Raw genomic sequence first — 24,676 nt, 5'->3', positions numbered from 1 at the left:
TTACTCCGCCACCAGGTTCGCTGCTGCCGCAAGCCACACCGTTTCAAGGTCTGCGAGGCTCCGCGTCGCTTCCCCACGGATCTCGACATCTTCCGACACGTAGAACAGGGAGACGTCGATGCGTGCGGGATCGATCCTTGCCCACTGGGCGTATGCATGCCGGTACAGGTCGAGCTGGAAGAATCGGCTCTCGCGTTCCGCCGCGTTGACGGGCGCCCGACCAGATTTCCAGTCGACCACCTCGTAGCGCGGCTCATCCGCTGCATCCCCATCAGGATCGAGACGGTATACCGCGTCGAGCTTGCACACCAGGGTTCGTCCGGCGAACGGCAGCGTCACCTCGAGTTCCACCGCGATCGGCTGCCTGGTCGCCCAGCGTGACCGTTCGAACACCTCGATGAGCGGCTGCAGTTCGACCTCAGCATCGAATTCGCCGCGACCGGGATCCCACTCTTCCGGGTCGAGCCCGAGCAGCGGGAGCGCGGTGCCACCCGGAGTCGTCGCGCGACGCTCAACCCACTCGTGGAACCGGTTTCCCACACGGGTTCGCCGGTATGGTCGTTGCGGCACCGGCCGAATCCGGCTGCGTTCCGCGGTCAGCGGGTCCTCGACGAACTCGTGGAATGTCGACGCGGTGATGCGTTCGGGAAGCGACTCAGCCGGCGCGTCTCCGGTCCCTTGCGCACTGGCCTCGGCCGCATCACGTTCGGCGAGGAGTAGGCGCACTGTTTCGTCGATGGGCTGCGCATCGGCCGAGAGCGCCGCGCTCGTCACCGCGTGCGCGGCGCGGAAGACGCCCGCCGCGCGGTGCCCGAGCGGATCGAGCGGCCAGTTCGCGGTGAGCTCGGCGACCTGACTCGGGTCGGCCTCGTGGGCTGAGGCTTCTGGCAGATCGGGACAGAACCCTTCCTGTAGCTCTCGGAGGTAGACCGACGGCGGGCGGGGCCGAGTCTGTCCACCCCAGAAGGATCCGGAGAGCAGCAGCAGCCCCGCCGATCGCGTGATCGCAACGTAGGCAAGCCTGCGCTCCTCCTCTGCGTGCCGGTCCTTGAGCTCGGCACGGTAGTCGTCGAGCCGCTCGCATACTTCCTTCTGCGTGGTCGCGATCCGCCAGTTGAGCTGCGGGCGCGCCGCGCGGTCACCACGAAGCTCGTCGGGGAGCTCGCCGGTGCGCAGCCAGCCGGAGCCGCTGCGTGGGCTCCCCGGGAACTCGTCGGTGACAACCCTGGGCACGGCGACGATGTCCCACTGCAGCCCCTTCGAACCGTGCGCGGTGATGAGTTGCACGGTTCCGGGCAGCGGTGCGGCAACGTGCTCGGCAACATCGTCGTCTTCGATGGCGCGTTCCACCCACTCAAGCAGTGAGGCCAGCGTGCCGCGCGTATCGATCGCGAGGAATCCCTCGGCGAGGTCAGTGAACGCCTCGATGTTTGCGAGAGCGCCGGCCCCCGCTCCCCTCGCTTCGTTCGCTTCAAGCTCGATGTCTAGGCGCAATGCCTGGGTGACTGAGCCGATGAGGTCTGCGGTGTTGCCACCGACGCCCTGCCGGAGGTCGCGGAGCAGCTGTCCTGCTTCGCGGAGCCGCTCTCTCCCTGCCTCGGTGACGCCCGTGAGCGCGCTGTGGTCGAGGTCGCGCATGGAGGAGATCGCGTCGAGCGCGTCGATGAGCGTGTACTCGCGGTCGGGGTCAGGCAGCACGCTGTCTGCCGCACGATCCTCGTCGGCGAGCGGCTGCTGCCTGACGTCACGCCTCGCGAACCAGCGGGCGGCGTCGCGCAGCCCAGCGAGATCTGCGACCCCGATCCGAAATCGGGGGCCCGCGAGCAGCCGGATGAGGTCCCCGCCGGCGTCCGCGTACCAGAGGCAGCGCAGGCAGCTCACGACATCGGTCACCTCGGGGGTGCTGAGCAGACCGCCGAGGCCGACGATGCGGTTGGGGACGCCGGCCTCAGTGAGTGCCGCAGCAAACGCCGGCATGGCAGCCCGCTTGCGGAAGATCACGGCAGCCGTCGGCGGCTCCCCATTCTTGCCGGCAACCTCGGCGCGTGCTCGCGCCATCCAGCCGGCGAGGAGTTCGCGCTCCTCGTGCACGGTCTCCGGATACACCACGTCGACCTGCCCCTCGCCAGCCCCCGGACGGGGCCTGAGCTCGGGCACTTCGACCGCCGCGTTCGCGCGCAGTTCGGCCGACACCGCATTCGCCGCTTCGAGCACCCGGATCGGGTTACGCCAGCTCACGGAGAGGGTGAGTGTCGCCGCATCGTCGCCCCCGCGGAAGTCGGAATGGAAGGATCGCAGGCCCTCTGCTGAGGCGCCGCGCCAGCCGTAGATCGACTGGTGCGGATCGCCGACCGCCATAACCGGCATCCCGCCGAAGAGTTTGGCGAGCAGTCTGGTCTGGCCGACCGAGGTATCCTGCACCTCGTCGAGGAGTATCGCCTGGTACCGGCCGCGCAGCACGCCGAGCGCTTCGGGGGCCCCATCGAGCGCTTGCGTCGCGAGCGATAGCTGATCGGAGAAGTCGATGAGGCCGCGCCGTTGCTTTTCCTCGCCGTAGGCCCGCGCCAGCCGCGTGATGAGCGGCGTCTCTGCAATCGCTTTCACAGCGTCGCGCAGCTTCGCATACACCTTGCCGCTCGGCTTCTCCGGGTCTTCCTTATCGTTGTAGGGCAGCCTGGTGGCGCCGCTGAACTCGGCAACGATCTGGTCGACCCTGTCGAAACTCGTGAGATGATCGGCGACGGCCCGATCCATCGCGATGACGTGCCTGATGAGGCTCGGGGTGCGCAGCTCGCTCGTGACGAGCTCAGGGTCGTCGCTTGCCAGTAGCGTCTCTCGTGCAACGCGCCAGGCGGTCGCCTCGTCGATCACGACGGCGCCGGGGGCCAGGCCGGCGGACGCACCGAATTCCTGCAGTACGCCCGCGGCAAAGGAGTTGTAGGTGCTCACGTCGGGCAGTTCGAGCCCGTCCGCGAGTCTGTCTTGCAGCTCATAGGCGCGCGCCAGCTCGATCTGCGTGAGCTGGCCGCGTTCGCCGAGATCGGTGAGCCTGGCGACGAACGTGCCGAGGCTGCCGACGATCCGCTCCCGCAGCTCCCCCGCGGCCTTCCGGGTAAAGGTGAGGCCGAGCACGGAGTCGGGCTCGGCGAGGCCGTTCGCGACGAGCCACACGACGCGATTCGCCATCGTTTCGGTTTTGCCGCTGCCCGCGCCTGCGATGACCAGGGTGCTCCCGGCCAGTGGGTGCTCGATCACGGCGCGTTGCTCGTCGGTTGGCAGCAGCGGCGCCTCCCCGGGGGCGGCAAGAATCTCGGCGACGCGGGCCGCAGAGAATACGGGCTCGCTCATGCGTGGCTCACCGCCTGAATGATATGCAGGCGGCAGTTGCCTGGCCGGTGCGGATCGGAGCAGTGGTGTTCGATGCGCGCCGTGAAGTCTCCCGCCGCCATCGTCTCGGCGACTCCCGCAATGCGTGCGACGAGAGCTTCGCGAGCCTCCTCGCTGAGCCCAGCCTGTTCACGTTCCACGAAGCCCTTCCCCTTTGCCGCGTCGGGGTGCACGTACAGCAACTTTGCTGCGGTGTGAATCTCAGCGGAACCACCGAGGTCGATGTCTCCGGTGTCGAAGGCACCGAGCGCGAGGCCCAGCTGGTATGCCTGCATCTGCACGTGTTCCTCCGCCTCGGGTTTCGTTGCCGGGGTCCTCCCGGTCTTGAGATCAACGACGGTGATCTCCGCACCGTCCGGCGTTCGCTTCGCCTCGAGCCTGTCGGCGATGCCACGCAGCTCGGCCCGCCCAACCTCCAGGCTAAAGCCAGCTTCCTGTCCGAGCAGTTCACGCCCGGACGCCTCGAACTCGCGCAGGTAGTCGGAGAGTCCGCCCGCCATCTGGGCGGCGGTGCGCCTGGCGCGTTCCGATTCCCATTCGGCGTCGAAGGGCAGCTTCTTCCACTCGGACATGATTGCCGCGAGCATATCTTCAGGATCGTGGCCGTCGACGGTTTCGAGCGCGTGGTGCACGAGTGTGCCCAGGCTCGCCTGCACGCTCCCGGCACCGCCCCCGAGCGCACCAATCACCCAGTCGAGGGCGCAGGTCTCCGCCTTATCGAGTTGTGACGGGCTCACGGGTACCGGTCTCGGTTCATCATCATCGGACTGTGCAAAGAGCGGCGCGGTGCTCGACGGTTCGAGCACGCCGTACCACTCGCGGGGATCGGCTCCAGTCGCTCCGGCGTTCGCGAGGGCAGCGAGCGAACCGATGGCTGTGGTATCCCCCTGGTCTTCGACGGCTCTGCGCCGCATCGCTGCGGTAATGCCGCGCAGTGTGAGCCGCGCACTCGGCAGGTCGGTGACGAGGAAATCGCTGCCGAGTCCGAAGAACGGGCTCGGGTGGCTGTCTTCATCAGCGACAGCGACGACTAGAAGCTCGTTTCGGGCGCGCGCACACGAGTGCAAAAACAGCCTGAGCTCGTCGTGCGTGGTGTCGCGGCGTGACGGCATGAGCGCCTCGCCGCCACGCAGCCAGCGCTCCAGCGCCGCGGTGCCGAGCAGGGAGCCGCGTGCGCGCAGGTTCGGCCACGAGCCGTCCTGTACTCCGATGACGGCGACAAGCGCGAACTCGCGCCCAATCATCCCCTGCGGCGTGGTGACCGTGACAGCCTGCCGTTCGCTTCGCTGCGCGAGCGAATCCTCCGGCACCGTGTTGCGCAGCACCTCGTCGAGGAGCTCGGCAATGGGCTGTTCGCTGTCCTGCTCCTCGTGCCGCTGCAGTGCAAAGAAGAGCCCGAGCACGGCGTCCAACGAGCGGTTCGCCTCGTCGGCGCGCAGGCCGCGGCCAGCAATCGCGTCCTGCTGCCAGCGGTCGGCCAGCTTCGCACCGTCCCACAGCGCCCAGAGCACCTCGCGCGGCGTCCCGCCAGACTCGAACACCTTCGTGCCCTCGGCGGCCATGAGCCCCAGTTTGCGAATCGCGCGCCCTCCGGCGCTGTCGATCGCTGGGCTCGGCCCGGGGAAGGCAAATGCGTCGAACACCACTTCGTCAACCGTTTCGGCCTCGCGGCCGTCTTCCCGCGCAAGCCTGCGTTCTTCGAGCAGCAGCGCCCCGCGGAGCCTACGCACCGCTACCGGGTCGAGCCCACCGATCACACCCCCGGCGAGCCGCAGGACGCCCGAGGCATCGAGCGTCGCGATCCCGAGCGCGTGCTGCAGCAGCGCGACCAGCTCGCGCACGATCTGGTGCTCACGCAGCACGATGCCGCCAGCGGCGACCCCGGTGGGCACCTGGTGCCCGGCGAGCAACCGCGCGACCCGCACAACCTCTGCGCGGGTGCGACACACCACAGCCATGTCGCCCCAGTCGAGGCGGGTGTCGCCGTCGAGCCCCAGCTTCCTTGCCCGCATGCGGTGGGCGATCGACCCGAGCTGTTCGGCCGGCGAGGAGACGCGCGCAAACTCGACGGTGCCGCGCTGCTCGACACCCTCCGCGGGCTCGGCGCCACGGTGTGCGACGATGCCCGCCGCCCCAATCCGCTCGCTCAGCCCGCGCACAAAGCTGCGCAGTTCGGGTCCGTGCCGGTAGACGGTCTCGAGCACCACCAGCTGATCCTCAGCCCCCGGCGCGGGCGTCCAGCCGCGCCGCGCAAGCTCGGCGCCTAACCCCGCGAGTACCCGCGTACGCTCGCCCTGAAACGCGCCTGTGGCCGTATCTGGGTCTCCGAACGCCCAGATCGCTGCACCAGCGGAAGCGCAGGCGGCGAGCAGCGAGAGCTGTCCCTCCCCCAGCTCCTGGGCGTCATCGATGATGAGGAGCTTCGGGGCCGCGGCAAATCCATCACGAATCGCCCTAGCGGCGAGCCGGATCAACCCACTCGAACTCACCTCACCGGGGCGCGTCTCGGCGAGTGCACCCTGGATGTCGTGCAGCAGGTGCAGCGATTCGCGCCAGCGCCCGACAAGCGCAGGATCAGGCCCAGCGGTGAACGCCTGCTGCCCCGACTCCGCGAGCACGCGATTGAGTTCGGTTGCGAGCACCGCTGGATCGAGGTCGAAGTCATCAAGCACGCGCCACAGTTCACGAAGCTCGGCACGGAACGGCGCGCTGAGCAGCACCTCGGGGGCGAGCCCGCCATCGGGGCGAGGCGCCGCGCCCTCGAGGCGGGTTGAGACGGCCTCGGCGATGACCTCGTCTTGGACGGTTCCAGTGAGGAGCCTGGGCGGGGCCTCACCGGACTCAGCAGCCGCACGCCCGAGCACCGAAAACGCGAATGACGACGCGGTGCGAACGGGCGCTCCGCCCATCGCCCGCGCGACACGCGTGTGTACGAGCTCTCGCAGGGCAGTGGCGACGAGCCGATTCGGTGCGAGCACGAGCACATCGCCCTCTTCCCACCCCTCGAGCCCAGACGCGCGCGCGAAGCTCTCAACGACAAGCGCCGTCTTGCCGCTGCCCGGGGCCCCGAGCACCCGAGCGTGTGCGCGCGGATCAAGAGTGAGCACGCGAGCCTGCGTCTGGTCAAAAGCGGTCATAGCAGTAGCCTACTGAGCGCCTCGGACATCGGCCTTGCCGTGTGGCATACTCAAAGACGGCTCCGTGTATTGGCACGGCCCTCAGAGTGGAGGAACGATGACTCAGGCTACTGACGCGCTACCCGTCACCCCAGCGGAAGGTACTCCGCGACAGAAACGACGCGGGCTACGGGTCGTGGGCTGGATCCTCGCGGCACTGCTCGTTGTGGCGCTCATTGCGGCGGGGCTTGGCGTGTGGACCGTGCAGCGTTCCTTCCCCACGACCACCGGCACGATCACCGCGACCGGGCTCACCAGTGAGGTCACCGTGCAGCGCGACGAGCGCGGGATCGCGACGATTACCGCCGACACCAGCGATGATCTCTTCTTCTCACAGGGCTACGTGCACGCGCAGGATCGCTTCTGGGAAATGGATTTCCGTCGTCACCTCACGAGCGCAAGGCTCTCGGAGCTGTTCGGCGAATCCCAGGTGGGCACCGATTCATTCCTGCGCACCCTCGGCTGGCACCGTATCGCCGAACAGGAATATGCCGACATGAGTGTTGAGGCCCGCGCATACTACGAGGCGTACGCGGCCGGCGTGAACGCATACATGGCAGAGAATTCGGGCGCCGAGCTCTCGCTCGAGTACGCCATACTCGGACTGCAGAACCCGGACTACGAGCCGGAGCCCTGGGATCCCGTCGACTCGATCGCGTGGCTGAAGGCGATGGCGTGGGATCTCCGCACGAACATTGAGGATGAGACGGCGCGTGCGCTGCAGGCCCAGTTCCTCGACGCTGACCAACTCGCGGAACTCTACCCCGGTTACCCGTTCGAGGAGCACCCAGTGATCCTCGCCGACGATCCGGCTGGACGCCGCGTCGTCGCCGTCGGCAAGCTCGAGCAGGGCGCAACGTTCATCGAGGAGAGCTTCTCGACGCTCATCGAGTCGCTCAACCTCACGCCACTGCAGGAGCTTCTCGACCAAGCGGATGCACTGATTTCCGGGCAGGGTGAGGGCATCGGCTCAAACTCGTGGGTGGTTTCCGGCGAGTACACCGACACCGGTAAGCCGCTGCTCGCGAACGATCCGCACCTCGGTGCCGCACTCCCCTCGGTCTGGACGCAGATGCAGCTGCGCTGCTCAACGGTCTCCGATGAGTGCCCCTTCGACGTCGCCGGCTTCAGCTTCTCGGGGCTGCCCGGCATCGTCATCGGCCACAACCAGGACATTGCCTGGGGGTTTACGAACCTCACGACCGATGTCGCAGATCTCTTCGTTGAGAGCGTCAAGGATGACCGCTACTGGTACGACAACGAGTGGCACGACATGCAGACCCGCGCCGAGACCATCAAGGTTGCTGGCGGTGACGATGTTGAAATCACTGTGCGCGAAACCGGACACGGCCCTATCGTCTCGGGGCTCACTGGCGAATTCACGGCGATCGCGGAGCACCCGCTGGCGGAGACCCCCGACGGGAAGATCCTGCCCGTAGGGCCCGGAGACATCGGCGGCACGATGCCCTACACCGAGGCGGCGCTCGCCCTGCGCTGGACCGCGCTCGACGCGGGTTCCACCCCCGAGGCAATCTTCATGCTCAACCGCGCCGAGAACTTCACTGACTTCCGCGAGGCCGCGAGCAAGTTCGACGTGCCAGGCCAAAACCTCATCTACGCCGACCCCGAGGGCAACATCGGCTACCAGGCGCCAGGGAAGCTCCCGATCCGCGCGGCCGGCCAGGAGGGCTTCCTGCCGACCCCGGGTTGGAGCAGTCAATACGACTGGAAGGGTTACATTCCGTTCGAGGAACAGCCCTGGTCCTACAACCCGAAGGCCGGGTACATCGTCACCGCGAACAACGCGATCGTGAACGACGATTACGCGCACTTCCTCAGCCGCGACTGGGACTACGGTTACCGCGCTGCGCGCATTGTCGAACTCCTCGAGGAGAAAATCGCCGCGGGGCCCGTGAGCGCGGCAGACATGGCAGCGATCCACATGGACAATCAGATGCCGGCGGCGAGCGCACTCAAGCAGGCCTATGCCTCAGTCACTTCTGACGACAAGGATCTGCAGGCTGCTCTCGACCTGCTGGCGTCCTGGGACGGCCAAAACTCGATGGAGTCGGCGCCCGCAGCGTTTGCGAACGTGTTGTGGGAACACGTCACCGAACGGCTCGTGACGGGCCGGGACGGCGATATTCCGCGCGACGACCAGTCCCGTTTCGCTCGGATGTTCACGCTCCAGCTTGACGCCCCCGACTCGGAGTGGTGGACGCAGGGAGGAACTGTCACACAGCAAGAGCTCCTCACGGGCGCGGCGGAGGACGCGCTCGCGGAACTCACGAAGCTGCAGGGGAAGAACCCGGAAAAGTGGAACTGGGGCAAGCTGCACGCGATCACGCTCACGCACGGTTCGTTCGGCGAGAGCGGCATTGCACCGATCGAAGCGCTTTTCAACCGCGGCCCCTATGACACCCCCGGCGGCTCGGGCGTCGTAAACGCGACCGGCTGGAGCCTGGGCGAGGGTTACGCGACATCGACGGTGCCGTCGATGCGCATGGTCATCGACGTCTCCGACTGGGACGCCTCGACGTGGCAGAACCTGACCGGCCAGAGCGGACACGCCTTCCACAAGAACTACACCGATCAGGTGGCAGGGTGGGCCGTCGGCGAGCAGTACGACTGGGCGTTCACGCCCAAGGCAGTTGATGCTGTGACGAAGGACACACTGACGCTGTCCCCCGCGAAGTAAACATGCCTCGGGGCGGATCTCGCGATCCGCCCCGCCTCAGCGGTCCCGCCTCCGCTGCCCGCATCCGCTGCCCCCGCCACCAACCGTTATGTCTGCGATTACCCAAAAATATCGAAGTTTCGTGGGCTTTCGGCATACGGTCGGTCGATTGCATACGAATCGTAGTGAGTCAGCTGGTGCCTGCCATCGCGGCTACCGCTACGCGCGAAAGGCTGCGCTGACGGCGAACGCCTCCCGTTTTCGAGGCTTGCCACCGCCCCACAGCCATACACTCGAGTAAGGAAGGGTTGCGGTGTACACCGTAACCGAACACGATGTGTCCAGGAGGCAGCTGTGGAAGTACGGATCGGCATTAACCAGTCGGCGCGCGAACTCTCGTTTGAGACCGATGCGACGGCAGACGAGCTCAGCGCCCTCATCCAGGCAGAGCCGACCGGCCTCGTCGAGATTGCAGACAGCAAGGGACGGAAGTTCCTCGTGAACCGCGAAGCCATCACCTACGTTGAGCTCGGCAGCGACACCTCACGCAAGGTGGGCTTCGTCAACTAAGGTCCGCACAGGCACGACTTCAGGTCCGTGTCGTCCGCCGGGAAACGCGTTGTGTTTCAGTGTTCCGGCAGGCGACACGGACCTCGTTGTTTCGAGGCAGCTCCCACGCCGCCGACGGCGCAGTCAGCACCAGTCAGGATCGAAGCCGATCGTACTCCTGAGCTGCGTCCCGGTGCGCGCGTCGAGATACGCCGTTGTCGTCCCCTGGAACGCGGGTCTCACCGGCCGGCGATCACTCACCGCGTCTACTGAGATCACCTCGACAGCGATGACCGCACCGTTCGGCGATGCGCACACTGCGCCAATGCGGCTCGCGGCCCCCGCCGGCGCGAACAACTCAGCAGCACCGCTGACGTGTTCCGCGAGCAACCGATGCCCGTCGGCGGATCGCACCACGGACGCGTCACCCCCAAGATGGGTGCGATCAGGGTCCCGGGTGCCAAGCAGCCGCTCAGCACTGGTCCCGGTAGCGTCCGCGCGCGCACCACCCGCGACAAGTTCCGAGACATCGAGGGCCACCGTCTCGCCGCGTCGCACCACGACGGCTTCGCCAGTGTCTGGCAGCACCCCCACAATTTGTTGCGCCTGCCCGAGTGGCACCGCGTCCCGTCCCAGCGAGGGCGCCGCGAGCCACAGCTCATCGGCTGTCGTCCGCAGCACGACCGCGAGTCCGCCCGAGACGAAACGCCAGTCGGCAACCGCGAATGGTCGCGAGTTGGCGCCGCTCACGGTCATGGGCGGTGCGACACCACTTCGCGCGTCCATGAGCAAAAGCTCGCTCGCCGTCGTCCGTCCGGCTAGTTCCACACCGTCGGCAACCAGTCCAACGAATTGGCCGGTTTCATCGGTGCGTAGTTGACCGAGTTGCCCATTGCTCGCGGGGATCAGCGGCGTGTAGACGCGGTCCGTTCCCCCGAACTCGCCAAACTCAACGGTTCCGCCCCTGGAGTCAACGACGGTGAAGATTCGATCGCCGAGGGCTGCGTATTCCTGCACTCGGCGCTGCGTGTTGATCTCTGCGGGCGCGGATCCTGACACGAGGTCGTTGCTGATAATCCGATCGCCGCGGTCATCCCGTACGAGCGTGCGCACGCGAATGTCTGGCGCACGCAGCGTCTCCTCGATCTCAGTGGCGATCCCGGTCGCCCGACTCACCACTCGCAGCTTCAGACGGAGCTCCGAGCGGTAGTCGAGGCGCGCTCCGAGCCGTACAGTAACCGTCGCACCATCGGTCGTGGTTGTCACCGGAAGCTCCGGCTTCACCGAGACGTCTGCCGGGTTCAGTTCTTCGACGCTCTGGTTCAGCCGGAACACGAGGCGTGCGTCCCCGGACTCGATGAGCGCGGCACCACTGTACTCGATCCCATTCAGGCGCGGCGGTTGGAGCGTGCTCGCAGCCGCGAGTCCTGCCGCGACGAGCGCGACGGCGGTGCACAGCCCAATGGTGCGCAGGAGGAACGTGTTAGCTGACATAGGGATCCTTTGGCTGTGCGACCTGCTCAACCGAGCTCGGCAGCACTGCGGCGGGCCACGCGCTGACAACACTCGGGTTCTCGGTGAAAACCCCCTCGACTTCGACCCAATCGTCGACACGCAGCTCACTCTGCCAATCTGGCAGGTAGACCGGGACCCCGATGGGTTGCGCATCGACGGCGCAACAGGTGACGACAAATCGGGTCACGATAAAGGTGGATTGAGGATCGTCAGCGTCGGCGGTCACGAACCCGAGCACGCGCGCGCTCCGCGCGGTGAGCAAGCTCGCATCGTGCTGGCGCAACAAGAGCGACCAGTCGCGCATCGAGCGCTCAGTGTCTGGCACGCCGTCGGCGCTTGGAACGGCCGCGCTGGCGTCGAGTTGGCCCGCGGCGCCGAGGCCGGCTCCCGAATCGCTCGACAGCGGCCGCTGCGCCGTACTCGCAGCCGAGAGCGTCGCAGGGGGCAGCAGAGCCAGGCAGCCGAACGCCGCCGCAACGAGCGCGCCGCTTGCCACCGTGCGCAAACGCCGGGCCGCGGAGGACGACACAGGGCGCACATCTTCCGCACCGGCCGGATTCGCGCCGTGATCCACACCGCCGCGCAGCGCAAGCACGGCGAGGGAGCCGACGAGGCCAACCGCACCGAGGCCGGCCATCGCGAGCGTGAACGCCTCGTAGCGCGGGTGCACATACCAGCTGAGGCGGCCGGCGAGCCCGAGCGAGATGATTGCCGCGACACCAAGCGAACCCAGGGCGATACCCGGCCAGTGCCGCCGCCAGAACTCAGGTGACAAGGTTCACTCCCCACCCGATCGCGGCGCTCAGCCCGGCCGTCAGCAGCACGAGCAGCACGATTGTGCGGCTCGTGAAGGTCGTGCGCAGCAGCGCGACCATTTTCAGGTCGGTCATCGCCCCGAACAACAAAAACGCGACGATACTGCCCGGCAAAAAGCTTGAGCTGAGCGACAGCACGAAGAAGGCGTCGACGTTCGAGCAGATTGACACAACAAACGCAAGCGCGAGCAGCGCGAGCACCGACCACACCGGGTGGCCGCCGAGCGCAATGAGTACGCCGCGAGGCACCCCCACCTGCACCGCGCCCGCGAGCGCGGAGCCCACCGCGAGCGCGGGCAGCAGGAGTGCCATCTCTGACACGATCGCGGTTGCGCTTCGCGGTCCCCTCCCACCCGTGTCCTCGTGGGCGTGGGCGCAGCTCGCGCGGAAGCGCGGGGTGAGCAGGGTCTCGGGCCGTGGATGGCCGGAGAGCCACCAGCCGAGCAGGTTCGCGATGACGAAGCCGCCGAGCACGCGCGCAACGAGAATGCCGGAGTCCCACCCGAAGGCATGGTAGGTGGTGAGGATCGTGACGGGGTTAAGGACGGGTGCAGCAAGCAGGAAGGTCACGGCCTCGCCCGGGGTGAAGCCACGGGCGAGGAGGCCGCGCGCGAGCGGCACGTTGCCGCACTCGCACACCGGGAGGACGACGCCGAGCAGCGACAGCGTCGCTCGGCGCAGGACTGGGCGGCGCGGCAGGGCACGGTCGAGCCAGTGCGCTGGGATCCAGATTTGCAGGAGCACCGAGAGCAGCGTGCCGAGGATCACAAACGGCAGGGACTCGACGAAGACCGCGAGCGCGAGCGTTACGAAGTCGCGAAGCGGGGCAGCGAGTTCGACGCTCGCGTCGTGCTGCAGCGCGCGGATCGCGAGCGCGCAGAGCATGAGCGCGACAGCCGCGACGGGAACGAGGAGCGCGCGCCGGCGTGTGGAACTGGCTGCGGCGTCTGCCATCACCGCGTTCTCTCGCATCACCCGGCAGTCTCGAGCCGCGCGGTGCCTCGCTCGAGCCACACGGTACGGTCTGCTGCGGCAAGATCCTCTGCGTCGTGTGTGACGCTCGCGACGGCGACGCCGCGTGCCGCTTCGGCGGCGAGGATCTGCCTCGTGCGCTCCCGGCTCTCGGCGTCGAGACCGGCGGCCGGCTCGTCGAGGAGCAGCACCGGCGCACCGACCGCGATTCCCTGCGCGATGCACACCCGCTGCCGTTGTCCGCCCGACAGACTCGCGAACGGGAGGCCGGCGAGCTCGAGCGCTCCAACGCGGTCGAGGGCGGCAGCGGTGCGGGCTGCGCGCAACCCGCGAGCGCCCCAGCGGGAACCATGTGCGCGAGCTACCCCCAACCCAACGACATCGCCCGCCGTGAGCGGCAGCTGTGCGGGGGCGTCCGGGCGCTGCACAACGAGCGCGACGGAGGCGGGGCGCTCAATGCTGCCTGCCCCGGGCTTTTGGACGCCGGCAAGGAGTTCGAGCAGCGTCGACTTTCCTGCGCCGTTCGGCCCAGCGATGGCGGTGACACGCCCGGCGGGGATCTCGATGTCGACGCCTAAAAGCACGGGAACGGGGCCGTACGCATAGTAGAGAGCGCTGGCGCGCAGCGGAGCAGGAGGGTGCATGTTCATCAATCTAGCATGTTGAGAATGGTTTTCATTATCTGTAATGTTCCTTTCCATGCACTGGATACTCGACGCCCTCGACTCGGCCTTCTTCGCCAGGGCTCTGCTCGGCGGCAGCCTCGTCGCCGCCGTCTGCGGCGTCGTCGGCAGCTGGGTCGTCATCCGCGGCATGGCGTTTCTCGGCGAGGCAATCGGCCACGGCATGCTCCCGGGAGTGGCCATCGCGACGCTCGCCGGGATCCCCCCGATCGTCGGTGGAGCCGTCTCCGCCGTCACCATGAGCGCGCTCATCGCCGCCCTCCAACGCCGCGGGAAACTCTCCTACGACACGAGCATCGGCCTGCTGTTCGTCGCGATGCTCGCGACAGGCGTGATCATCATTTCGTACTCCGGAAACTTCGCGACCGACGCCTCCGCGCTGCTCTTCGGTGACATTCTGGCAATCTCAACGGCCGACGTTTGGATCCTCACCGTAGTCGCCGTCGTTGCTGCGAGCTGCGCTGCGGTGTGCCACCGCGCGTTCGTCGCGCTCGCCTTCGACAGGCGCACCGCGCACACGCTCGGCTACCGCCCCCGGCTCGCGCAAGCGATGCTGGTCGGGCTCGTCACGCTCGCAGTCGTCGCTTCCGCGCAGGCCGTCGGCACGCTCCTTGTCGTAGCGCTCCTACTCGGCCCCGCCGTGGCAGCGCAGCCGTGGAGCGCCCGCATCCCTGGCCGCATGCTCATCGCGGCGCTGCTCGGGATCGCCGCCGTCGCTGCCGGGCTCGCGGTGTCCTGGCTCGCTGGCACGGCTGCCGGTTCGTCGATCGCGGCGAGCGCAGTCGCTGTCGCCGCCCTCTCACACCTGTGCCTAGCCGGCCTCACCGTGCTCCGCCGCATCCCAGCCCCATCACCAGCCTGAGAAAGCACCCCATGAACCGACACCTCATCCTCGCACTCACCTGCGGCATCGCGCTCCCGCTCGCACTCGTCGCCTGCTCCTCGCCATCGACTACCGATCAAGCACCGCACGCGCACGCTGCGCCCGCGGACGATTCCCCCGGCCACGGCGAGATCACCGGCGCGACCGAAGAAGCCGAGCCGCAGCTCAAACTCCTCACTGTCGACGACACGGGCGCCGTCGGGTTGCTCGATCTGCTCGATGGCGGCGAGCGCACGCTCGATCCGATCCCGGTGCCCGCGCGGCTCTCCACCGACGGTCGCTACGTCTTCGGCGACTCGGGCGCTGGGTTGTCCGTGACCGACAGCGGCGCGTGGACGTGGGACCACGGCGACCACTTCCACTTCTACAGCGCAGAGCCGACGCAGCTCGGCATCGTGCCGGGCGACGGGGCAGCACGCGTGACCGGTGGCCCACTCTCGACCGCCGGAGCCACCGGCGTCTTCTTCGCGGGCTCTGGCGAAGCGGTGCTGCTCGACAACACGGCGCTCGCGGCAGGCACGCTCACTGAACGGTTCAGGGTCGCTGTCACTCCACACTTCGGTATCCTCGCCCCGATTGGCGACGGGGCCGTGGTTTCAGAGGCCATCGCAGGCTCCGACGGGACGCAGCTCCGCGTGCTCGACGACGCAGGCGGAGCGAGTGACACGACAGCCCCGTGTGATGCGCCACGTGGCGCCACCTCAACACGGGCTGGCCTCGTGGTGTTGTGCGCGGGTGGCGCCGTCGTCGGCACCGACGACGGCGGCTCGGTGGCGCTCTCCCCCGCGCCACTGCCCAACGGGGCTAGCGCAGCGCCAGCAGCACTCGACGGCCGCAAGGGCCGGCCGACGCTCGCCGGCCCCGGCGTCACCGCCGACGGCGAGCACGGGGTGTGGCTGTTCGAGGTGCGTGCCCGCGCTTGGACGTGGATTCCCAGTTCGGCTCCGCTCGCGGCAGCTGCAGCAGTCGGGGACGACGCAGGGCACATCGTTGCCGTCGATACTGCCGGCCGGGTGGTCGTGTTCCGTGGCAGCGACGAAGTTGCGGCCACTGCCCCGCTCCTCACAGGTGAGGATCTCACGGATGCGGGACTCGAGCGTGTGAGCCTGACTGTCGACGCGAACCGTACATATCTCAACGCCCCGGCGAGCGGAGTCGTCTACGAGATCGACGTTGCAGACGGCGCGCGGATCGCGCGGGAGCTGCAGCCTGCGGTCGCACCGGTCTTTGTTGCAGAGGTCGGCCGGTGAGCCCGCGCCGCAGCCCGCACGCGAGCGCCGTGGTTCGCGCCGCGGTGGCAGCGGGAATGCTGCTTGCGCTCGGCCTTGGCGGCTGCTCCGCCGCCCCGGCGAGTTCCGGTAGCGGCACCAGTTCGACGCCGCAGATCGTCGTGACCACCAACATTCTGGGTGACGTTGTTTCCGAGATCGTTGGAGACAGCGCGGAGGTAACGACACTCATGCAGCCCAACGCCGACCCGCACTCGTTCGAGATCTCGGCGCAGCAGGCGGCGGCGATGGATCGCGCTGATCTGCTCGTGTCGAACGGTCTCGGCCTAGAGGAGGGCCTGCAGCGTCATCTGGATCGCGTCGCACACGCAGGCGGCGCGCATTTCATAGCTGGCGACTACGTTGCCGTGCTCGAGTATGCAGCAGACGATGCTGCAGGGATCGCGGCTACCCCCACCCCCGATCCCCACTTCTGGACCGACCCGCAGCAGATGATCGCTGTCGCTGCGGCCCTCACAAGCACGCTCACGCAGCTCCCTGGTTTCGACGCAACCGAGCGCGACGCGGTAGCGGGCCGCGGTCGCGCGTTCGAAACCACGCTCACCACGCTTGACGGATTCGTCGAGGGCGAACTCGCAAGCATCCCGCCAGCGCGCCGCGCGCTCGTCACCAACCACCACGTGTTCGGCTACTTCGCGGAACGCTATGACTTCCGGGTACTCGGAACCGCTGTCCCGGGAGGCACGACGCTCGCGGCACCTAGCGCGGCAGACCTCAGCGCCCTCGTCACGACGATCACTGAGGCGGGCGTCCCGACGATCTTCGCCGAGTCGTCATCGCCTGACCGGCTCATGCGAGTACTCGCGGATGAGGCCGGCCTCGACGTGCGCGTCACCGCACTGTTCACCGAATCCCTCTCTGAACTTGGCGGCGGCGCGGCCAGTTACGTCGAGATGATCCGCACGAACACCGAGCGGATCGTCACGGGCCTCACCAGCTGAGGCTCACCACACACCACAATCCATATCCGCACCAACAGCAAAGGAACACCATGAAACACCCCACTCGGTCCACGAAGGTACGCGGCCCCCGGATCGCCGCGGCCGCGGCGGCATCCCTCGGAGTCGCGCTCCTGAGCGCCTGCAGCACCACCGCCGCCCCCGGCGACGCCGCGCAGCCCGACGGTCACGCTGGCCACGCGCACGGCACCCAGCTCGCAGTATCAACGCCCGGCGGCATCACCGTGCTCGCCAGCGACCCCGAGCACGGTGAGCTCGAGGTCACCGGTTCACTGCCGACAGAGGAGTTTGCCCGACTCAATGCCTTCGGCGACGGGACACACCTGCTGGTGACCACATCGAAGGGCTTCGAGGTGCTCGATTCGACGACGGCCGAGTTCACCGGCCTCATCTTCCCCGCCACTGCAGCTGGCCACGTCGTGCGCCACGACGGCGCAACCGTGCTCTTCGACGACGGCACCGGCCTCACCACCATCATGGGAAGCGACGCGCTCCTCACGGACGGCGCCACCGCGCCCGAAACGCGCGGCTACGAGGCCGCGGCACCGCACCACGGCGTCTCGATCCTGCTCGCGGATGGCACACTGCTCACGACCGTCGGCACCGCAGACGCGCGCACCGGCGCTGCCGCACTTGCCCCGCACGACGATCACTGGCACGAGCACGCCGTATCGGCGGAGTGCCCGGGCATCCACGGCGAGGGCACCGCACAGGCCGAGGTCGCCGTGTTCGGCTGCGAGGACGGGGCGCTGCTGTACAAGGACGGAGCGTTTACGAAGCTCGCCTCGCCCGATGCATTCGGGCGTATCGGTAACGCGTTCGCGACAGCCGACAGCCCAATCGTCGTCGGCGACTACAAGTCTGATCCCGATGCCGAAGGCTATTTGCTTGACGCGGTGAGCCTCATCGACACCGCAGCAGAAACGCTCACCGTCGCGGAGCTGCCCGAGCATGTCCGCTACACCTACCGCGACGTTGTGCGCGGCCCGGGAGGCAACGCCTACATCCTCTCGACTGACGGCGCCATCCACGTACTCGATGCGCAGACCGGCACGATTACCGAGTCATTCCCGGTCGTTGCGCCGTGGGCGGGCCCTGAGAATTGGCAGGACGCGCATCCGACAATCGTTGCCGATGGCGACAGCGCGTACGTCACCGAGCCGGCGACGAGCTCGGTGCACACGGTTAACCTGCAGACGGGCAAGATCGTCGCGACCGCAAAGCTCGACGCGGTGCCCAACGAAATCGCGGTCGCGCTCGGCTAGCTGCCCGCTGGCAGAGGCTGCCTCACGTCTCGCGTTTTGCACAACATCCCCGCTCTTGCCGGGAGGGCACCGCTTCGTGTCCTCCCGGCAAGAGCGGTTGCGCTGCGCCCGCGGAGTTACTCGACGAGCGCGCTCTCCGGAGGTTCGAGTTCTTCGGTCACGGCGTCGAGGAGCGCGTCAGCAACCTCACGCTTAGACCCTGCCACGGCAGCGACGATGTCACCGTCCATGTCGAGCACGCGAACCTCGTTGTGCTCGGTTTCGAACCCTTCAGACCACCCGACTGCATTCACCGCGAGCAGATCGACGCCCTTCCGCGCGAGCTTTCGACGGCCGCGCTCCAGCAGTTCATCCTCACTGTTGACGGTCTCGGCCGCGAATCCGACAATCACCTGACCGTCGGTTCGGTCACGCACGAGGCTCACCAGGATGTCTGGGTTCTCAATCAGCGTCAGCGTCGGAGCGTTCCCCGCGGAGTCCTCCTTGCGCATCTTCTGGTCGGCGACGTCGGCGACTCGATAGTCGGCTACTGCCGCAGCCATGATGACGACGCGCGCGCCCTTAGCCGCTGCGTGCGCGGTCGTGTCGAGTTCGGCTGTTGTGCCGACCGGAACGATCCGGATCGCGGGATCTCCAGCTACCTCTGCAAGCACGGCTCCATCGATGTTGGCCGCGAGCAACACGACCTCCGCGCCACGGTCGGCAGCCGCTGCGGCGACGGCGACTCCTTGGCGGCCACTCGAACGATTGCCGAGGTAGCGCACAGGATCGATGGGCTCGCGAGTGCCACCAGCAGTCACAAGCACCCGCACTCCTGCGAGATCACCGGCTGCGCGGGCGGCGACGTCAATCGCCCCGGTCGGAACAACAGTGTCCGCTAGCGGAGCCGCGGGGGCTGGTCCGGTGACCTGCGCAGCCCACTCCTGACTCGCGCTATCGCCCGGCGCCACTTCACCAGGGTGGGCGACGGCCGGAGCCGCATCAGTTGCCGAAGACCCCGCAGCGCGGCTCCCCTCAAGCATCGTCTGCACGCGCGCGAAGATGTCGTCGGGCTCGCTCATACGGCCTGGTCCGCTGTCATCACCGGTCAACCGGCCACTTTCGGGCCCAACGAACGCGACGCCACGCGCACGGAGGATCGCAACGTTGTCCTGCGTCGCAGGGTGCTGCCACATCTCCGTGTGCATCGCAGGCGCCACAAGCACAGGCGCCTTCGTAGACAGCAGCGTCGTGCCAAGCAGATCGTCGGCAAGGCCAGCTGTCATGCGCGCAAGCGTGTTCGCTGTTGCAGGGGCGACGACGACGAGATCGGCGCGCTGCCCGAGGGCAACGTGCCGCACTTCGGGTACGTCGTCGTGCACCGACGTCGTCACCGGGTGACGGCTGATCGCTTCCCACGTCGGCTGCCCGACGAAGCGCAGCGCGTCGGCGGTGGGCACGATGTGTACCTCGTGGCCTGCCTCAACAAGCAGACGGGCGAGGGCGACAGCTTTGTAGGCGGCGATTCCGCCGCTCACTCCGAGCACAATGTTCTTCACACCCCCATCTTCGCACCGAAACCCCACTTTCGGCAGCAGGGCACAGCGGCGATACACTCGACCCATGTGCACGGTCGTGATCGAGGTTCCCGTTGACGAGTCCACCCCGACCCGCGTGCTGGCGGTGCGGGACGAGGATCCCTCGCGCCCCTGGGATCCGCCCGGTCAGTGGTGGCCCGAGTCACACCCAGGAACACTCGGGGTACGCGATCGCCGCGCCAACGGCGCCTGGCTCGCCTTCCAGTCAGCGGCCGGCAGGCTGTCGGTCGTCGTCAACCGGGCAGCCGAAATGGCCGAGCCCGCGGGCGGCTTCACTTCGCGCGGCGGCCTCGTGCTCGCCTCGGTTGCTGGCGCGGAACTCACGGATCCCCCGACCTCGGCACCCTTCTCCCTCGTTGAGGTGGCGGGGTCACGCGCGACGGTGTCCGCCTGGGACGGCCAGGAGCTCCGCCGTGAGACGCTCAGCCCTGGCGTTCATATGCTCGCGCACCACGATGTGAACGATCCGCGCTCCGAGCGTATCGCGCGCTGGCTTCCGGAGTTCCGTGCACTCGGCGGCCTCCCGGACTCGGAGTGGCGGGGCCAGTGGCTCGAACTCCTCGGCCGCACATCAGAACTCGGCCCCACCGACGATCGCGCAATCGTGCGCGACAACCGTCCTCTCGGCTACCCCACGCTGTCACTCCTCACCTGTGTCGCCGATGTCTCCTCCGACGCCGTCGACCTCGAGTGGGCGCCGTTTGAGACGCCCGGCAGCTGGGGAACACCGAAGTTCAAGGCGGCGTAGCTTCCGGATCCCGCCGTGCTGGTCCAGCGCGTCTAATCCCAGCGGATTCCGCCGGAGTACCCGGTTCCTGCACGAGTACCCCTTTTCCGCGCGTAGAAAACGGGTACTTCTGAAGGAACCGGGTACTTGCGTGAGCTCATCACCAACCACAACGACCAAGGCCTGCGACGTGTGTCTCCACAACGGGAGCTACCGGCAGGCCCCCTCGGCCACAGCGTGTTTCCGCCGGTGGGAGCTGCGGAATGCGCTCACCCCGGGGCCACCCGCATGAGCGGCAAGGGCGCGAAGCGCCCGCGGCAGCACCACCCCACTCCTCAGCTACGAGCCCCCGTGTTATCCATTCCGCACCGTGTTCGGCCCTCGTAAGAGTCGGACTAGATAATTCGGGGCAGCGAGGATCGCAAGGGACCCCGCGCTCAGGAACGTTCGAGCAACACCGCAACCTCGAGGTGGCCGGTGTGCGGGAACATGTCGAACAGCCGCGCAGACCGCACGCTGAGCGACGGCATCCGTTCCAGGTCACGCGCGAGGCTCTCGGGGTTGCAGCTCGAATAGATGACGTGGCGGATCCCAGACGCCTCCAGCCAGTCTGCAAGCGTCTCGCCGATCCCGCGCCGCGGCGGGTTCACCACCACGAGCTCCGGGAGCTCTGCGGGGGCCGCGGCGAGCGCGAACGCTGTCGCGTCACCCGCGAGGAACCGCGCCGGGATGCTGGCTTCGCTCGCGCTGCGCTCAGCCGAGCGGATCGCCTGCTCACTGAGTTCCACCCCGAGGACATCGCGGGCTGCTCCGGTCGCAGAACGTGCGGTGAACAGCGCGAAGCCCCCGACGCCACAGTAGAGGTCCCAGAGAGACGCGGGATCAACGCTGTCGACCCACGCCGCCGCCTGCTCGTACAGCGCGAGCGCGACCGTGGTGTTCGTTTGGAAGAAGCTCTGCGGGCGCAAGTACAGGGTGATCGGCTCCAGCCCCTCGCCGAGCTCCATCGCGAGCGCTGAGCCGAGGAGTGGCTCCTCACGTTCACCCTCAAGCACTGCCTTGTGCTCGGGCAGCAGGTTCACCGAGATCACGGCGGCCTGTGGCAGGAGCTCGCGCAGCGTGTCCACTTGTCGGCGGATCAGCGCGAGCCCGTGGTCGCTGCGCACGACGAAGCGCACCATGAGTTCTCCGGCTGGGCTCACGGTGACGTGGATGTATTTCAGCTCACCCGCACGCTTCGGCACGGAGTATGGCGCGATCTGCAGATCGTTTGCGAACGCGGCAAGGATGGGGATGACGGACTGGATCGCGGGCTCATGGATGAGGCAGTCGGTGAGGTCGACGCCCATGCCGCCGCGGTCAAGTATTCCGAGCGTGACGGCTCCGGCACGGCCGCCGACGGCAAGCTTCGCTCGGTTTCGGAATCCCGCGACACCGCCGGGGACGGGCGGCAGCCAGGCGGCCTCGGGTACACCGGGGAGCAGCTCGGCGCAGCGCTGCTGCTTCGAAGCCTGCTGCGCCGCGATCGGCGTTTCGATAAACGTGCACGACCGGCACAGGCCCGCTGCAAAGTAGCGGCAGTCCGGCGGCGCAAGGAGAGTCTCCATTCGCGTCACCATCCCTAGGCGGTGAGGCCGAGACCGTCCATGCGGCGAATGTGGTCTGCGATGAGTTCAGTGAACACTGGCTCGACCTCGCTCTCGACGAACTCGCGCTTCTCGCTGAGCCGCAGCACGGCACGCGAAACGAGCAGCGTGTCCCCCACGAGTCTGCGGCCCCAGAGGGCGAGCCAGCTCGACAGCTTCGGATCGTCTTCGAGCGCCTGCTCGAGCAGCCCCTTGAGCGCAGCGCGCCCCTCACCGCCGGTGAGCACGGCAATCACCTCGGTGCGGTACGAGTCTTTGAGACCGCCAGCGAGGCTTGCAAAGAAATCATCGAACAGTCCGCCAACAAGGTAGAGCGACAGGACGTGCTGATGCCAGTCCTCGGTGTCGATGCGCTCAACGTAATCGTTGATCACTTTCGTGAAGGGGCGCATGACTTCGTGTGGCTCGGCTCCGCGGCGGCGGATCTCGTCGGCCAGGCGTTGCTGCTTCGACAGCGTTTCACCAGCGACTCGGGCCAGCGTTTCCTTCGCTTCGAGCGTGGCTGCACCGGAGACGCCGCGGGTCGCAGCCTCGTACAGTTCGAGCTGCAGGTACGCGGTCAACCCGAGAAACGGCATAATGCCGGGGGCAAACTCTGCGAGGTCGACGCGCTCGGTTTCCGCATCGCTCGCATGGGACAGCGACGCTTTTGACGGCGCTTGTTTCTTGCGCAGCCTACGGATCCAGTCGAACACGTTGCTTAGCTTACCGCCGCGAACCGGCAACACGGGAATACCCAGCCGCATAGTGAAAACACAGCGCGAATCACGCAACTGTCGCCTTGCCCCCATAGACTGGGAGGACACGTATTTTTCTTCGTCGCCGTTGGAGCGACGGAGGCTGCGCCCTGTACGACGCGCAGCAATGCACAATCGAACACAGAACAGGACCAGGCGTGACCACATTTGCAGAACTCGGCATCGACCAAGACATGGTTGATCAGCTCGCTAAAAAGGGCATCACCGAGGCGTTCCCCATTCAGGAACAGACAATCCCCCTCGCTCTCACCGGCCAGGACATCATCGGCCAGGCTAAGACCGGCACCGGCAAGACCTTTGGCTTCGGTCTGCCGCTCTTGCAGCGCATCGGCGCGAACCCTGAGCCCGGCGTGCAGGCACTCGTCGTCGTGCCGACGCGCGAGCTCGCCATGCAGGTGTACGAAGACCTCGAGCTCGCGGCACAGGGCCGCGCGGCAACCGTCGTGCCCATCTACGGCGGCAAGGCCTACGAGGGCCAGATCGAACAGCTCAAGGCCGGCGCGCAGATCGTCGTCGGCACCCCGGGCCGTCTGCTCGACCTTGCAAGCCAGCGGGTACTCAACCTCGGAAACGTCCGTGAGATGGTGCTCGACGAGGCAGACAAGATGCTCGACCTCGGTTTCCTTGCCGACATCGAGAAGCTGTTCTCGCAGACCCCCGCGGGCCGCCACACGATGCTCTTCTCGGCGACCATGCCTGGCATCATCGTGTCGCTCGCGCGTCGCTTCATGACGAACCCGATCCACATCCGCGCAACCGACCCCGACGAGGGCCAGGCGCAGGCGAACATCGAGCACATCATCTACCGCGCGCACTCGCTCGACAAGGATGAGGTCATTGGCCGCATCCTGCAGGCCGAGGGACGTGGCAAGACGGTTATCTTCATGCGCACCAAGCGTGCCGCAGCCCGTTTGCAGGAGGAGCTGACCGACCGCGGCTACGACGTCGCTGCGGTCCACGGAGATCTGAACCAGGATCAGCGTGAGCGCGCGATGGCCTCGTTCAAGACTGGCAAGAAGGATGTCCTCATCGCGACCGAGGTCGCTGCTCGAGGCATCGACGTCGACGATGTCACGCACGTGATCAACCACACCGTGCCCGACGACGAGAAGGCATACCTGCACCGCGTTGGTCGCACGGGCCGTGCGGGCCGCACCGGTATCGCTGTGACGTTCGTCGACTGGGACGACATGCACAAGTGGGCGCTGATCGACAAGGCCCTCGAGTTCGGCATCCCCGAGCCCGTCGAGACGTACTCGTCCTCGCCGCACCTGTTCACTGACCTGAACATCCCCGAGGGCACCAAGGGCCGGCTGAAGGCCACCCCGGTGAAGGATGCCGCTCCTCGCGGCGAGCGCGGCGGCGACCGCAGCCGAACCCGCACGTCCGGAGGGCGTTCGAGCTCACGGCCCGAGGCGAAGACCGAGGGCAGCGGAGAGAGTGGGGCGCCCCGCACGCGCCGCCGCACCCGCAGCGCCAACCCACAGGGACAGGGGCGCCACGAGTCGCACAGCCACGAGCAGCACGGCCATGACACCGACGGCGGCAGCGAGCCCGGCGCACCAGCACCAACCACCGGCCCTGACGGCGAAGCAGCTCCCCGCCGTCGCCGCCGTCGCGGCGGACGTGGTCGCGGTGCCGGCGCTGAGGGCGCGTCGACGGGTGATGCGGGTGCCGAGGCTCCCGCAGCTGACACCCCTGCCGCCTAGCAGCGCCACGCTCCTGTGTGCCTCATGTAGGTGCGCCTGAGCGTATCTCCCGCAGACAGCTGAGGCCGGTCATCCTCACGGTTTCCATT

17 protein-coding genes are annotated in these 24,676 nt (G+C 67.5%); 8 read left to right on the top strand and 9 right to left on the bottom strand.

What is annotated here, in order from left to right:
- Both AUL38_RS02410 and AUL38_RS02405 read right to left on the bottom strand, forming a co-directional pair.
- Window positions 1-3,348: an ATP-dependent DNA helicase gene (locus AUL38_RS02410; protein WP_059058945.1), complete on the bottom strand. Its 3,348-nt coding sequence runs from the start codon at window positions 3,346-3,348 to the stop codon at window positions 1-3.
- On the bottom strand, window positions 3,345-6,524 hold the full coding sequence (locus tag AUL38_RS02405) for a UrvD/REP family ATP-dependent DNA helicase (RefSeq protein WP_059058943.1): 3,180 nt from the start codon (window positions 6,522-6,524) through the stop codon (window positions 3,345-3,347). Before AUL38_RS02405 ends, AUL38_RS02410 begins: the two co-directional genes overlap by 4 nt.
- A 97-nt stretch (window positions 6,525-6,621) precedes the next feature.
- On the opposite strand from AUL38_RS02405, the gene AUL38_RS02400 reads away from it, so the two are divergent.
- A complete protein-coding gene (locus AUL38_RS02400; protein ID WP_083506526.1) occupies window positions 6,622-9,261 on the top strand; it encodes a penicillin acylase family protein in 2,640 nt (879 codons plus the stop codon).
- A gap of 333 nt (window positions 9,262-9,594) precedes the next feature.
- Window positions 9,595-9,810: a DUF3107 domain-containing protein gene (locus tag AUL38_RS02395; RefSeq protein ID WP_059058941.1), complete on the top strand. Its 216-nt coding sequence runs from the start codon at window positions 9,595-9,597 to the stop codon at window positions 9,808-9,810.
- A 123-nt stretch (window positions 9,811-9,933) separates the two neighbouring features.
- On the opposite strand, the gene AUL38_RS02390 is transcribed toward AUL38_RS02395, so the two are convergent.
- From AUL38_RS02390 to AUL38_RS02375, 4 genes are read right to left on the bottom strand one after another with little or no spacing between them, the layout of a single operon-like run.
- The gene (locus tag AUL38_RS02390) at window positions 9,934-11,283 is read right to left on the bottom strand and encodes a hypothetical protein (RefSeq protein ID WP_059058939.1); all 1,350 of its coding nucleotides are present in this window, start codon (window positions 11,281-11,283) and stop codon (window positions 9,934-9,936) included.
- Window positions 11,273-12,079: a TIGR03943 family protein gene (locus AUL38_RS02385; protein ID WP_059058937.1), complete on the bottom strand. Its 807-nt coding sequence runs from the start codon at window positions 12,077-12,079 to the stop codon at window positions 11,273-11,275. The genes AUL38_RS02390 and AUL38_RS02385 overlap by 11 nt, the downstream gene beginning before the upstream one ends.
- Window positions 12,069-13,091 carry a permease gene (locus AUL38_RS02380; RefSeq protein ID WP_083506525.1) on the bottom strand — a complete coding sequence of 341 codons (1,023 nt, stop codon included), beginning with the start codon at window positions 13,089-13,091 and terminating at the stop codon, window positions 12,069-12,071. Before AUL38_RS02380 ends, AUL38_RS02385 begins: the two co-directional genes overlap by 11 nt.
- On the bottom strand, window positions 13,091-13,735 hold the full coding sequence (locus AUL38_RS02375) for a metal ABC transporter ATP-binding protein (RefSeq protein ID WP_235590569.1): 645 nt from the start codon (window positions 13,733-13,735) through the stop codon (window positions 13,091-13,093). The genes AUL38_RS02380 and AUL38_RS02375 overlap by 1 nt, the downstream gene beginning before the upstream one ends.
- Before the next feature lie 43 nt (window positions 13,736-13,778).
- Here AUL38_RS02375 and aztB point away from each other — a divergent pair, with 43 nt between their 5' ends.
- The 4 genes from aztB to AUL38_RS02355 are packed head-to-tail and all read left to right on the top strand — an operon-like array spanning window position 13,779 to window position 18,170.
- Complete coding sequence (aztB, locus tag AUL38_RS02370; protein ID WP_235590568.1) at window positions 13,779-14,636, top strand: zinc ABC transporter permease AztB; 858 nt, start codon at window positions 13,779-13,781, stop codon at window positions 14,634-14,636.
- An 11-nt stretch (window positions 14,637-14,647) separates the two neighbouring features.
- Window positions 14,648-15,907, top strand: a complete 1,260-nt coding sequence (locus AUL38_RS02365) for a hypothetical protein (RefSeq protein WP_059058933.1) — start codon at window positions 14,648-14,650, stop codon at window positions 15,905-15,907.
- Window positions 15,904-16,887, top strand: coding sequence for a metal ABC transporter substrate-binding protein (locus AUL38_RS02360; RefSeq protein WP_235590567.1), 984 nt, complete (start codon window positions 15,904-15,906; stop codon window positions 16,885-16,887). Before AUL38_RS02365 ends, AUL38_RS02360 begins: the two co-directional genes overlap by 4 nt.
- A 50-nt stretch (window positions 16,888-16,937) precedes the next feature.
- Window positions 16,938-18,170 carry a hypothetical protein gene (locus AUL38_RS02355; RefSeq protein ID WP_083506524.1) on the top strand — a complete coding sequence of 411 codons (1,233 nt, stop codon included), beginning with the start codon at window positions 16,938-16,940 and terminating at the stop codon, window positions 18,168-18,170.
- Window positions 18,171-18,286: 116 nt separating this feature from the next.
- On the opposite strand, the gene AUL38_RS02350 is transcribed toward AUL38_RS02355, so the two are convergent.
- Window positions 18,287-19,708, bottom strand: a complete 1,422-nt coding sequence (locus tag AUL38_RS02350; RefSeq protein ID WP_235590566.1) for a phosphopantothenate--cysteine ligase family flavoprotein — start codon at window positions 19,706-19,708, stop codon at window positions 18,287-18,289.
- 64 nt (window positions 19,709-19,772) lie between these two features.
- Between AUL38_RS02350 and AUL38_RS02345 the strand changes: the two genes are divergently transcribed.
- Window positions 19,773-20,495: an NRDE family protein gene (locus tag AUL38_RS02345; RefSeq protein WP_059058931.1), complete on the top strand. Its 723-nt coding sequence runs from the start codon at window positions 19,773-19,775 to the stop codon at window positions 20,493-20,495.
- Window positions 20,496-20,911: 416 nt separating this feature from the next.
- Here the strand turns inward: AUL38_RS02345 and AUL38_RS02340 are convergent, their stop codons facing one another.
- Window positions 20,912-22,081 (bottom strand): methyltransferase domain-containing protein, encoded by a 1,170-nt coding sequence (locus AUL38_RS02340; protein WP_059058929.1) that lies wholly within the window; start codon window positions 22,079-22,081, stop codon window positions 20,912-20,914.
- Window positions 22,082-22,095: 14 nt separating this feature from the next.
- The gene (locus AUL38_RS02335; protein ID WP_059058928.1) at window positions 22,096-22,815 is read right to left on the bottom strand and encodes a ferritin-like fold-containing protein; all 720 of its coding nucleotides are present in this window, start codon (window positions 22,813-22,815) and stop codon (window positions 22,096-22,098) included.
- Window positions 22,816-23,051: 236 nt separating this feature from the next.
- Here AUL38_RS02335 and AUL38_RS02330 point away from each other — a divergent pair, with 236 nt between their 5' ends.
- Complete coding sequence (locus tag AUL38_RS02330) at window positions 23,052-24,587, top strand: DEAD/DEAH box helicase (protein WP_059059024.1); 1,536 nt, start codon at window positions 23,052-23,054, stop codon at window positions 24,585-24,587.
- The last annotated feature ends 89 nt before the right edge of the window (window positions 24,588-24,676 follow it).

The organism is Leucobacter sp. G161, assembly GCF_001482305.1.
In the GTDB taxonomy this organism is placed as follows: domain Bacteria; phylum Actinomycetota; class Actinomycetes; order Actinomycetales; family Microbacteriaceae; genus Leucobacter.
This window is presented reverse-complemented; position numbering and strand designations above follow the sequence as displayed.